The sequence below is a fragment of the Variovorax sp. YR216 genome, from assembly GCF_900107745.1.
Taxonomy (GTDB): Bacteria; Pseudomonadota; Gammaproteobacteria; order Burkholderiales; family Burkholderiaceae_C; genus Variovorax.
Genome location: NZ_FNRO01000002.1, coordinates 990,825 through 1,002,153, shown reverse-complemented (window position 1 = coordinate 1,002,153; position 11,329 = coordinate 990,825). Strand labels below are relative to the sequence as shown.

At 68.2% G+C, this 11,329-nt stretch carries 10 protein-coding genes and 1 pseudogene; 3 read left to right on the top strand and 8 right to left on the bottom strand.

The annotated features are described in order from the left end of the window. From BLW05_RS35905 to BLW05_RS09750, 3 genes and pseudogenes are all read left to right on the top strand, one after another. A pseudogene (locus BLW05_RS35905) lies at positions 1-683 on the top strand (hypothetical protein); the annotation flags it as partial. 178 nt (positions 684-861) lie between these two features. Further along, positions 862-1,272 (top strand): hypothetical protein, encoded by a 411-nt coding sequence (locus BLW05_RS09755; RefSeq protein ID WP_143044805.1) that lies wholly within the window; start codon positions 862-864, stop codon positions 1,270-1,272. A gap of 84 nt (positions 1,273-1,356) precedes the next feature. After that, positions 1,357-1,713 (top strand): hypothetical protein, encoded by a 357-nt coding sequence (locus BLW05_RS09750; RefSeq protein WP_093162048.1) that lies wholly within the window; start codon positions 1,357-1,359, stop codon positions 1,711-1,713. A 79-nt stretch (positions 1,714-1,792) separates the two neighbouring features. Here BLW05_RS09750 and BLW05_RS09745 read toward each other — a convergent pair whose 3' ends face one another. The 8 genes from BLW05_RS09745 to BLW05_RS09710 form a co-directional block, all read right to left on the bottom strand. Continuing rightward, positions 1,793-2,656 (bottom strand): isocitrate lyase/PEP mutase family protein, encoded by an 864-nt coding sequence (locus BLW05_RS09745; protein WP_093162047.1) that lies wholly within the window; start codon positions 2,654-2,656, stop codon positions 1,793-1,795. A 4-nt stretch (positions 2,657-2,660) separates the two neighbouring features. Further along, complete coding sequence (locus BLW05_RS09740; RefSeq protein ID WP_093162186.1) at positions 2,661-4,067, bottom strand: FAD-dependent oxidoreductase; 1,407 nt, start codon at positions 4,065-4,067, stop codon at positions 2,661-2,663. 2 nt (positions 4,068-4,069) lie between these two features. After that, positions 4,070-4,684, bottom strand: a complete 615-nt coding sequence (locus BLW05_RS09735; protein WP_093162045.1) for a cysteine hydrolase family protein — start codon at positions 4,682-4,684, stop codon at positions 4,070-4,072. Next, positions 4,681-6,735: a hydantoinase/oxoprolinase family protein gene (locus tag BLW05_RS09730; RefSeq protein ID WP_093162044.1), complete on the bottom strand. Its 2,055-nt coding sequence runs from the start codon at positions 6,733-6,735 to the stop codon at positions 4,681-4,683. The genes BLW05_RS09735 and BLW05_RS09730 overlap by 4 nt, the downstream gene beginning before the upstream one ends. Continuing rightward, positions 6,732-8,435, bottom strand: coding sequence for a hydantoinase B/oxoprolinase family protein (locus BLW05_RS09725; RefSeq protein WP_093162043.1), 1,704 nt, complete (start codon positions 8,433-8,435; stop codon positions 6,732-6,734). Before BLW05_RS09725 ends, BLW05_RS09730 begins: the two co-directional genes overlap by 4 nt. Further along, on the bottom strand, positions 8,428-8,934 hold the full coding sequence (locus tag BLW05_RS09720) for a LeuD/DmdB family oxidoreductase small subunit (protein WP_093162041.1): 507 nt from the start codon (positions 8,932-8,934) through the stop codon (positions 8,428-8,430). Before BLW05_RS09720 ends, BLW05_RS09725 begins: the two co-directional genes overlap by 8 nt. Before the next feature lie 58 nt (positions 8,935-8,992). Beyond that, positions 8,993-10,267, bottom strand: coding sequence for a 3-isopropylmalate dehydratase large subunit (locus tag BLW05_RS09715; RefSeq protein ID WP_093162040.1), 1,275 nt, complete (start codon positions 10,265-10,267; stop codon positions 8,993-8,995). Positions 10,268-10,349: 82 nt separating this feature from the next. Next, positions 10,350-11,306, bottom strand: a complete 957-nt coding sequence (locus BLW05_RS09710; protein WP_093162038.1) for a tripartite tricarboxylate transporter substrate binding protein — start codon at positions 11,304-11,306, stop codon at positions 10,350-10,352. Between the last annotated feature and the right edge of the window lie 23 nt (positions 11,307-11,329).

Sequence of the window (11,329 nt, the reverse complement as noted above, 5' to 3'; positions counted from 1 at the left end):
CCAACCAGTGGCCGTTCACCTTCGACGTGCAAGCCTCGCAGAAGCCGACGGTGGTCAAGACGGTGTCGCTGGGCGCGCGTCCGACCGCGGTGAAGGCCACGGTCTCCGAGCGTTTTGCCTCACGGGCCTGGATCGCAACGCAGGACGGCACGCTGCACATCTACAGCCTGGACGGCTTCGCGCCGGGCGACGGCTGGAACATGACTGCCAATCCGCCGGCAAGCAACATCGCCGAAGTGGGCACCGTGACCGGTATCGGCCGCAACCCGACGTCGCTTGCGACTTCCAAGGGCGAACCGACCAACACCACCTTCGACGCGAGCAACCAGCAGGTCATCGTGGCCTCCCGTGGCGACAACAAGATCAACTGGGTGCGCTTCGCCTCGAACGGCAACAGCGGCAGCATCGTTCGGACGATCCAGCACAGCGAGATGAAGGACCTGATCGCGGTGGAGGATTCGGACAACTTCTCCAACGAGGGCTACGTGCTGAGCGCGCTCGACTACACGGGCAAGGCGGTGCGCAACTACCGCTACGGCCAGGTGACTTTCCATGACGGCGGACTCTGCCCGTGGCCCACCGGCTGCGCGATCAACGCGATCAACGGTGCCGCGGCCGAATACGGCGGTGCGATGGCGCTGCCCGGCAAGCCCTTCCAGATGAACTCGGCGAACGTGCCCTGAGCCCCGCTTCGTTCTTCTGACTGACCGAACAGCCCGCCCCGTGCGGGCTGTTTTTTTTGCCTGCCACGGGCCGGGCGCGGATACTCGAGACGTCACAGATTGTTGGACCTGTCCACCAAGCGCCGGTCCGCAACGTTTCAACCTGAATGGGCAAGTTCGCCCCAATCGGAGAATTTCAGTGAGCTTTCCTGGCTCTGCGATCGCCAGACTGGCGTTTGCCGCGGTTGTTGCCGCAACCGCCCTCTCGCCCGCCGTCTCGGCCTACGCGGAAGTGAATGTTTCGGTCGGCGTCGGCGGCCCGGTGTACTACGAGCCTGCGCCCGCCTATGTGGCCCCGCCACCGGCCTACTACCAGCCCGCGCCGCCGGCTTACTACCAGCCGCCTCCCCCGGTCTACTATCCGGCCCCTCCCGCCTACTACCAGCCGGCGCCGCCCGCCTACTATGCCCCGGCCCCCGGCTACTACGGCGCGCCGGCCTCCCGCCCGCGCCTGAGCGACATGCAGCAACGCGCGCTCAACAACTGCGTGCTTCTGGCGCCGAGCGAACAACGCAGGTGCCGCGCGACCGTGATGTCGACCGTCCGCTGAACGGCGCCTCAGTCGGCGGAAAAACTTAAACAAAAGTTTTCGTTTTTACTAGAATGTTTCACTCCTGGGACAAAGGAGCGAAACATGAGAGTGCTTGCATCGGCCCTGGTCGGGATCGCGCTTTTCGTTGGCTGCCTTGGCGTGTGGTGGTTCTACTTTCCGGTGTGGAAGGTCGAGACCAGCGTGCGGAAGCAGCTCCCTGATGGATTCGCGACCTTCTCGGGCGTCAAGTACAACCGTTCCACCGGTGCCGGCTGCGGCTACGTCAACGTGGGAAACCGCCCCGGGCTGCCACGTGGCGCCACGCACTTCGTCCTGCTTCCGGACGGCAGCCTGAAGTTCGACCCGGACGACCGCGTCACAGGCACGACGCTCCAGCAACTCGAGGCGCTGCGCAAGCACACGGACTACCTCGCGTTGGTGTACGCCCGTTGCGCATGAGGTGAGTTCACCCCCAGCCTCGCCCACTTCGTGTGGCTCGGACACCGCCTCTCCGCGGGATTTCTGGCTTTGGGGGCGGTTACTCGTACTGTTTGCCGGTGCGCATGAGGTCCGGCGTGCCGATGACTTCGTTGAGGGCATCGAAGTCCAGCATCTGCGAGCGCCAGGGCTGCGTGGTGCGATGCGCGTGCAGGCTCGCGTAGTAGCCCTGCAGCGTGTGCACCACCGCCCGCGCGGTGCCGCCTGGGAAGATCGCGATGCGGAAGCCGTGCGCCTGCAAGGCATCCGCGTCCTGGATCGGCGTCTTGCCGCCTTCGACCATGTTGGCCAGCAGCGGAACGCGATGCGCGAAACGGCGGCAGGCTGCGTCCATCTGCTCGGGCGAACGCAGCGCCTCGATGAAGAGGGCATCCACCCCCGATTCGAGATAGGCCTCCGCGCGATCGAGCGCGGCGTCGAGCCCCTCGACCGCGACCGCGTCGGTGCGCGCGAGGATCAGCGTGTTGCTGGAGGCGCGCGCATCCAGCGCCGCCTTGAGCTTGCCGACCATCTCGCGCGCGGGCACCACCGCCTTGCCGTCGAGATGGCCGCAGCGCTTCGGGAAGGTCTGGTCCTCGATCTGCACCATCGCCGCGCCGGCCCTCTCGAAGCCGCGCACGGTGCGCTGGGTGTTGAGGGCGTTGCCGAAGCCGGTGTCGGCATCGACGATCACCGGCAGGTTCACCCGCTCGGTGATGCGCGCGAGCGTGTCGGCAACTTCGGTGAAGGTGGTGAGGCCGATGTCCGATCGGCCCAGCCGCGTGTAGGCGATCGATGCGCCGGAAAGGTAGAGCGCCTCGAACCCCGCCTGCTCGGCGACGAGCGCGCTCAGCGCGTCGTAGACGCCGGGCGCGAGAACGATGTCTTTCGACGCAAGGCGCGTCTTGAACGTGTTGTCGGTCATTTCATCACTCCCTTGAAGTCACGAGCGCCGCAGCCGTCCGTGCCGCGATGTAGCCACCGGCTACCGCGCTCAGCAATCCGTTGCCGGAGAGATAGCCCCACACCGCATCACCCGAAACGCCGCCGGCCGCGCCGCCCGCGGCAAGCAGGTTCGCGAAGGGCTTGCCGTCCGCATCCAGCACGCGCATGTCATCGCCGGTGTCGAGCCCGCCCTGCGTGTGGAACAGTGCGCCGGTCACCTTCACCGCGAAATACGGCGCTTCGAGGCCGCGCGAGAACACGCGGCCGTCGGGCTGCGGTTGCTTCTCGTGCAAGGCAGACAGCGTGCGCGCAAGCACTGCCTCATCGCAGCCGATGCAGGCCGCCAGATCGGCGAGCGCTTCGCAGCGTCGCAAGGCACCGGCAGCCTCCGCATCGCAGAAGTCGGGGAAACCTCGCGCCAGTTCGAGCAATGGCGCGTCGAACACATTCCACGCGATGCCGCCCGGCTGCGCGAGCACATGCACCGCGGCTTCGGAATAGCCCAGGGTCTCGTCGTGAAAGCGCCGGCCTTCGCGATTGACCTGCACGCCGCCTTCCATCATCACCGCCCACGACATCAGCGCGCCCTGCGGCGTCACCCACGAGCCGTGCCCCTGGTAGCCGCCGAGATCGCGCAGCCGCGCGCCGAGCGTTTCGCCCCAGAGGATTGCGCTGCCGTCGTTGCCGACATGGCCGCCGAAGGTGGCCTCGGCCATCTCGGGCAGAAGCTCGCGCACCATCGAGGCATTGCCGCCGAAGCCGTTGCAGGCCAGCAGCAGCACATCGCAGCCCAGTGTCTCGCGCTGCCCGTCCGGCCGCTGGTACTCGATGCCGATCACGCGATCGTCCCCATTCACCACGAGCGTATCGACCACTGCCTGCGTCAGCACGGGGACGCCAGCCGCTTCGGCCGCCGACTGCAGCCGCGCCATCAACGCGGCACCGGTCTTCTGCGGCAACGCGTGCATCCGGTGCACGCTGTGGCCGGGATAGAGAAAGCCGTCGAGCAGGATCCACTCGAGGCCATGGCGCGCCTGAAGCGCATCCAGCGCCGGACCGACCGCTTTCGAATAGGCATCGACCCGCACCGGCGACGCGCGCCCATGCGCCTTCGCCTGGATGTCGGCCGCAAAGCGCTCTGGGCTGTCGCCGGTCACGCCGTGCTCGCGCTGCACGCGCGTGCCAGGCGCGGGGATGAATCCCGAAGACAGCGCCGTCGATCCGCTCGGCGCCGCATCACGTTCGAGCACGACGCACTCGACGCCCGCATCGGCCAGCATCAGCGCGGCGGTGAGTCCGCAGGCGCCGCCGCCGATGATCGCGACCGGCACCTGCGCCTCCGCGTCGATCGATGAAGCACGCCGGATGCGGCGCGCAGATCCGTCCGCCATCATCACCCCAGCGACCGAATGAAGGCCGCGCAGTCCGTGACCTCGGCCACGTTGCGCATGTCGGCCAGCGACGTCTGGTGCCGCTCTTCGCCGAAGGCTGCGCAGCCGTCGGACAACACCAGCGTTCGGTAGTCACGCATGTGCGCATCGCGCACCGTGCTGGCCACGCCGCCGTTGGTCACGATGCCGCACACCGCGACAGACTCGATGCCAGCGCGGCGCAGGACCCAGTCCAGCTGCGTGTTGAAGAAGGCCGAATACGCGACCTTGCACACCGAGACATCGACCAGCCCCGCGAGCGCATCGACATTCGCCTGCCCCCAGCTTCCGGGTGCGAAATCGCCCTTCTGCAGGTATGGCCGCAGGGCCTTGAGATGCGGCGAGACCATCGGCTCGCCCGAGGCATCGGGCCACAGCGTGAACTGGCTCGCGACCACCATCCCGCCCTTTGCCTTGAGCGATCGCGCGACTTCCGCTACGCGCGCAGGCAGCAGCAGCGCGGGCGGATTGCTGTCGCCGCCGCGCGCATACGCGCCCTTCGGATCGAGGAAATCGTTCTGCAGATCGATGATGACCAGCGCGGCCTTCGCGCCGACGAGGGGTGCGCCCGCGCTCATGACGGTCTTACCAACAGGTTGCCGTGCGCATCGACCTCGGCGTGGAAGCCGGGTTCGAGCCATACGGTGGTATCGGGCTGTTCGAGAATCGCCGGCCCGTCGATGCGCGTGCCCACCGGCAATTCGAGCCGCGCATAGCGCACAGCGTCGTGCCACTTGCCTTCGTGGAACACACGCTGCGTGCCGAGCGGCGCAACGCTGCCGGCCCCTTCGGGCGCGAGCACAGCCAGATCGAACTTGGGCCGCACCCCGATGCGCGCGTAGCGCAGGTTCATCACACGGATCGGGATGCCGTCAAGCACGCGCCCGAAGGCCGTGGCGTAGGCCGCCTCGAAAGCCACACGGATCGAATCGACCGTCAATGGCTTGCTACGCGCGTCCGTCAGTTCGACCGGCAAGGTGTGCGTCTGCCCCGCGTAGAGCATGTCGAGCGCGATCACCTCGCGCACTGCCTCGAAGCGCACGCCGGCCGAATCGAGGCGGCGCTGGCACGCGGCGGCCAGTTCGTCGATGCGCCGCTGCAAGTCGGCCACGTCCACTTCGGTGAGCGGGCGGTTGATGGTCTGCACCGCGTCATGCCGCATGTCCGCGATCACGCAGCCCAGCGCCGAGGTGACGCCCGGATAGCGGGGCACGATGCCCGTGCCGACGCCGACCTCGCGCATCATCGCGCACACATGCAGCGCGCCGCCGCCGCCGAAAGGCATGTAGGCGAAGCGGCGCGGATCGTGGCCGCGCTCGATCGACACCAACCGGATTGCGCCCGCCATTCGCGCGTTCGCGACAGTGAGAATCGCCTCCGCCGCCGCATGCACATCGAGCCCGAGTGGCCTTGCCACATGCTCTTCGATGGCTTGTCGCGACTTCTCCGCATCCAGCGCCGCAAGCAGCCCGCCGCCGAGCGGCCGGTCCGCGGCGATGCGGCCCAGCAACACGTTGGCATCGGTCACCGTCGGCCGCATGTTGCCGCGCCCATAGCACGCCGGACCGGGGATGCTGCCCGCCGATTCGGGGCCGACCTGGAGCATGCCGCTCGCATCCACCGACGCGATGGAGCCGCCGCCCGCGCCGATCGTCTCGATCTGGATCATCGGCGAGCGGATCACCATGCCGAACTCGATCGCGGTCTGCGCCGCGAGCGCCGCTTCGCCATCGGCCACCAGCGACACATCGAAGGAGGTGCCGCCCATGTCGCCGGTGATCGCGTTCGGGTAGCCCGCGGCGCGCGCGATGGCCGCGCAGGCGATCACGCCCGCTGCCGGACCAGACAGCGCAGTGCGCACCGGCAAATCGCTCGCGGTCTGCCGCGACATCACGCCGCCGTTGCTCTGCACCACCAGCAGTTCTCCACCGAAGCCCTGCCCGCGCAGGTCGGATTCGAGGCGCGACAGATAACCACCGACCACCGGCTGCAACGAGGCATTGAGCGTCGCGGTCGAGCAGCGCTCGAACTCGCGAATCTCCGGCAGCACTTCGCTCGCAGACGTGACGTGTGCGTTGGTCCAGATCTCGCGCACCGCGGCAACCGCCCGCCGCTCGTTCTCCGGATTGGCGTAGGTGTTGATGAAGAACACGCAGACCGCCTCGCAGCCCGCGTCGAGCAGCGCACGCGCCTCGGCGCGCACCTGGTCGAGGTCGACCGGTGTGTGCAAGGTGCCGTCGGCCAGCACGCGCTCGTCGACTTCGCGCCGCAGATCGCGCGGGACCACCGGCGTGAAGCTGCCGCGCAGGCCCCAGGTTTGCGGGCGATCGCGCCGGCGCATCTCCAGCACATCGCGAAAGCCGCGCGTGGTGATGATGCCGGTGCGTGCCACCTTGCGTTCGAGCAACGCATTGGTGCCGACCGTGGTGCCGTGCACGATGGTCGCGATCGCCGCGGCCGAATCGGCCACGCGCGCCACGCCGTTCATGAAGCCGCGCGCCTCTTCGCCGCGCGTGGAAGGCACCTTGACGATGCGCGCGGTGCCGCTCGCCTCGTCGAGCACGAAGAGGTCGGTGAAGGTGCCGCCGACGTCCACGCCGACGACGAGAGATGGTTGTTTCGAAGTCATTCGGATGCTTTCCTGCCTGCAGCGGCGCCGGTGGTCACGTAACCCATTTCCCGGTCGCGCTCGCGCTGTTCGGGCTGTCGCTCCGCGGCGCTCCCCCACCCGCCGCCGCCGGGGGTTTCGAGGCGCACGCGCTCGCCGCGCACGAGGCGGATGCCGCGCATCTTCGAGACCATCGGGGGCACATGCCAGGTGCCCTCGTTCTGGTAGCGGAAGACGTTGAGCGCGCCCGGGCCGCCGCCCGCGATGCCCTTGGGCGGCGAGGTGCCGCGTTCGCCGAAGACGAACACCTCGGCGTCCTTCTCCAGCAGTTCGATCTCGTAGACCGCGCCCAGACCGCCGCGATACTGGCCTTCGCCGCCGGAATCCGCGCGCAGCGACCATTCGGTGAAGCGCACCGGATAGGCCGCTTCGAGGATCTCCAGGGGCGGGATCGTCGCAGTGGAGATCGGCGCATTGCCGTGCGACAGTCCGTCGCCGCCCGAGTGCGCGCCATGGCCGCCACCGAAGAAGCTGAACATCACCCAGCGCTGGCCTTCGCGGCCCGCGTCGCTGCGCAGGCCGGCGATCGACAGCGCATTGATGGTGCCGTAGGCCTGCGCCACCGCGCGTTTCGGATCGGCCTTCGCCGCGGCGCTGAAGATCACGTCGATCATCCGCAGGATGGTTTCGGTGTAGCCGCCCACCGGCCTCGGCCGTTCGGCGCTGATGACGAGCCGGTCAGGCAGCACGAAGTCGACCGCATCGAGCACGCCCGCGTTCGCCGGCACGTCGGGAAAGAGGTGCTTGAGCGCCACATAGCAGGCCGCGATCGCAGTCGCGCGCGAAATATTCACCGGCCCCGCGCATTGCGGCGAGGTGCGCGAGAAGTCGAGCAGCAGGCGGTCGCCCGAGACCGTCATGTCCAGTGCGATCGTCAGCGGTTCGGGGGTGATGCCGTCGTTGTCCAGCACGTCCTCGAAGCTGTAGCGTCCATCCGGCAGCGAGGCGATGTGCGAGCGCATCAGCCGCAGCGCCCGGCTGCGCAGTTCGCCGAGCGCCTGCAGCACGAGGTCGTCGCCGTATTCGTCGAGCAGGCCGTGGAGCCGCTTCGCGCCGAGCTCCAGCGCGGCGAGCTGGCCATTGAGATCGCCCCAGAGGCTGTCGGGCAGGCGCGTGTTGGCCTGCAGGATCGCGAGCACGTCGCGGTCGAGCACCCCGCCCTGCACGATGCGCACCGGCGGGATCTGCACCGCCTCCTGCCAGCACTCGGTGGCCGCCGGGTTGTAGTTGCCGGGCACCGCGCCACCGACGTCGTGCCAGTGCGCCGCCGAAGCCATGTGGCAGTAGAGCTGGCCGTTGCGGAAGAAGGGCCGCACCAGCTTGAAGTCGTTCGCGTGCGTGCCGCCGTCGTAGGCGTCGTTGCTGATCCAGATGTCGCCGTCCTGCATGCCGCCGCGTGATTCGGCCACCTTCGCGGTCGCGCGCACGGCGAAGGCCATCGCGCCGACGAACACCGGCAGGCCGGACTTGCCCTGCACCAGCGTGTCGCCGGTGGCGGCGTCGTAAAGCCCGTGGCAGGCGTCGTGCGCCTCGGCAATGATGGGGTTGAACGCGCTGCGATAGAGCGTCGCGTCCATTTCGTCGGCCACCTGTTCGAGCCGGCCGCGAAGCACGGCCAGCGTGACAGGGTCGATCGCTGGGATGTGGGAGGGATCAGGCATGACTTGCTTTCTTGCCAGCGCGCTGGCGTAGCTGGTTCAACAGTCCGCCGGCGCGGACCATGTCCATCAGGAACGAAGGCACCGGCTCGCATGCGAGGCGCGTGCCGTCCGGCGCAATCACCGCGGGCGTTGCGGCGTCAATTTCAATGCGGACACCTTCGCCCAGCATCTCGGCCTGCGGGCAGGTCAACAGGAGCAGGCCGAGGTTGAACGCATTGCGGAAGAAGAGCCCGCTGTAGGCCGGTGCGATCACGGCAGCCACGCCGAGCTTCACGAGCACGGCGGCCGCCTGCTCGCGCGACGAGCCGATGCCGAAGTTCGGACCGGCCACGATCACGTCGCCCGGGCGCACATCGCGCGCGAACTCGGGGCGGATGGCTTCGAGGCAGTGCTGGGCGATGGTGTCGATGCCGTGCTTCATCGCGTGGCCCGGCGCGAGCGCGTCGGTGTCGATGTCGGCGCCGAGACGCCAGACGCGGTGGAGGTTCGGCGCGTTCATTGAGGAACCTCCGTGCTCCGCACTGCGGTGCGAGCGCCTTCGGGCGGCCGCGCGGCGCTCATGCGAGCACCTCCCGCGGATCGGCGACGCTGCCGCGCAATGCCGCGGCGGCAACGGTATAGGGCGAGCCCAGATACACCTGCGCGGTCGGCGAACCCATGCGCCCCTTGAAGTTGCGCGCGGTGGTGGAAATGACGGTCACGTCATCGCCCATTGGATCCCCGTATCCGGAGCATGCGCCGCACGCGGTCGGGAACAGCTCCGCGCCCGCATCGGTCAGCGCCTGCAGCACGCCCTCCTCTTGCGCCAGCTTCTGGTCGCGAACGCTGGCCGGCGCCACCATCAGCCGCACCCCCTTTGCAACCTTGCGTCCCCGCAGCACCTGCGCAGCCGCGCGAAGGTCGTCGAGCTTCGCGCCGGTGCATGCGCCGATGTAGGCGATGTCGATCGGCATGCCCAAAAAACGGCTCACACCGTGCGAATTGGCTGGGCTGTGCGGCGCGGCAATGTGCGGTTCCAGCGTGCTGGCGTTGAAGCGATGACGTGTGAACTCGGCATCCTCGTCGGTGAACCAGGGCCGGGTGTCGACGTGCGGTACGCCCGCCCCGGCAAGGAAAGCGGCGGTGGTCGCATCGGGCGCAATCAGGCCCACCTGTGCGCCGAGCTCGGCACTCATGTTCGACAAGGTCATGCGCTCCTGCATCGACAGTGCGGTCACTGCCGGTCCGCAGAACTCCACCGCCTGGTAGCGACCGCCGTTCATGCCGAAGCGGCCGATCATGTGCAGCATCATGTCCTTGGCGGTCACGCCCTTCGGCAAAACGCCGTCCCACCACATCTGGATGGTCTCTGGCACACGCAGCCAGATCTCGCCGGTGACCACCACGCCGAGCATCTCGGTGCTGCCCACGCCGAACATGTACGCGCCGAACGCCCCGCCGGTCGGCGAATGCGAATCGCCGCCCACGCACATCATCCCGGGGCGGATGTGCCCGTGCTGCGGCACCACCACATGGCAGATGCCCTGGCTGTCGTAGACGTGCGGCAACTGCTGGTCGCGCGCCCACTCGCGCGCGATGCGAACGATGCGGCGCGAATCTTCGTCGCGTTCGGGCACGTAGTGATCCATCACGAGCACGACGCGTGAGCGGTCCCAGATCCCGGCACCGAGTTCTTCCAGCATCGGCTTGAGCCGGCGTGGGCCGGACGAGTCGTGGAACATCGCCAGATCGACCGCGGAGGTGACGATCTCGCCGACGGCCACGCTTTCGCGGCCGCTCGCGCGGGCGATCAGCTTCTGCGCCAGCGTCTGGGCGGAGGCGATGGTGTTCATATAGCCCCCTTGCTCGGTACTAGCGTGTCCTCGCGGCCCCCCGAGGGGGCACGAGCTTGCTTGGGGCGGCCCGGCGCGGCGCTCATTCCGGCTTGGCTCCGGAGAACTTCACGACCTTGGCCCAGCGATTGATCTCGCTCTGCACGAAGGGCGCGAACTGCTCGGGTGAATTACCGACCGGGATTGCGCCTTCGCTTTCGAGGCGCTTGTGCATCTCTGGCGTGGCAATCGCCTTGCGCGCCGCATCGCTGATCTTGCGCGCCATGTCGGGCTGCATGCGCCCCGGTCCGAAGAGGCCGAACCACGCGCTGGATTCGTAGCCCGGCAGCACCTCGGCAATCGCCATCACGTCCGGGAACTGCGGCAGCCGCTTGGCCGTGGTCACGCCCAGGGCCTTGAGCTTGCCGGCCTGGATGTGGGCCTGCGCGTTGCCCACCGCCGCGAACATCAGCTGCACCTGGCCGGCGAGCACGTCCTGCACCGCGGGTGCGGTGCCCTTGTACGGGATGTTCACGATGTCCACACCCGACTGCATCTTGAATGCCTCGCCCGCCATGTGCAGCGACGAGCCGACCGAGCCGATCGCGAAGTTGAGCTGGCCCGGCTTGGCCTTCGCGAGCGCGATGAGTTCCCGCGCGTTGTTGGCCGGCAGCGAGGGATGCGCGACGAGGATCGAAGGCGAAGTCGCCACCAGCGTGAGGGGCGTGAAATCCTTGACCGGATCGAAGGGCAGCGACGGATAGAGCGTCGCATTGATCGCGTGGCTGGTGAAGCTCATCAGCAAGGTGTTGCCGTCCGGCGGTGCCTTCGCGACGAGTTCGGCCGCGATGTTGCCGCCCGCGCCCGGGCGGTTTTCCACGATCACGGTCCTGCCGAGCGCAGGGCCCATGCTGGCGGCGAGCGTTCGCGCCAGCGTGTCGGTGGAGCCCCCTGCGGGCGCACCTACGAGGATGCGCACGGGCACGCCACCCATCTGCGCACGGGCGCCCGCGGCCAGCGCGAGCGCGGCGGATGAGATAAGAATGTCTCGACGTTTCACGTTTGTCTCCTGTTCGATGAATG

What these genes read in the sequence shown, in the direction of transcription:
- BLW05_RS09750 (WP_093162048.1), top strand. Translation starts at nt 1,357, where the DNA reads ATGAGAGTGCTTGCATCGGCCCTGGTCGGGATCGCGCTTTTCGTTGGC.
- BLW05_RS09745 (WP_093162047.1), bottom strand. Translation starts at nt 2,656, where the DNA reads ATGACCGACAACACGTTCAAGACGCGCCTTGCGTCGAAAGACATCGTT.
- BLW05_RS09740 (WP_093162186.1), bottom strand. Translation starts at nt 4,067, where the DNA reads ATGGCGGACGGATCTGCGCGCCGCATCCGGCGTGCTTCATCGATCGAC.
- BLW05_RS09735 (WP_093162045.1), bottom strand. Translation starts at nt 4,684, where the DNA reads ATGAGCGCGGGCGCACCCCTCGTCGGCGCGAAGGCCGCGCTGGTCATC.
- BLW05_RS09730 (WP_093162044.1), bottom strand. Translation starts at nt 6,735, where the DNA reads ATGACTTCGAAACAACCATCTCTCGTCGTCGGCGTGGACGTCGGCGGC.
- BLW05_RS09725 (WP_093162043.1), bottom strand. Translation starts at nt 8,435, where the DNA reads ATGCCTGATCCCTCCCACATCCCAGCGATCGACCCTGTCACGCTGGCC.
- BLW05_RS09720 (WP_093162041.1), bottom strand. Translation starts at nt 8,934, where the DNA reads ATGAACGCGCCGAACCTCCACCGCGTCTGGCGTCTCGGCGCCGACATC.
- BLW05_RS09715 (WP_093162040.1), bottom strand. Translation starts at nt 10,267, where the DNA reads ATGAACACCATCGCCTCCGCCCAGACGCTGGCGCAGAAGCTGATCGCC.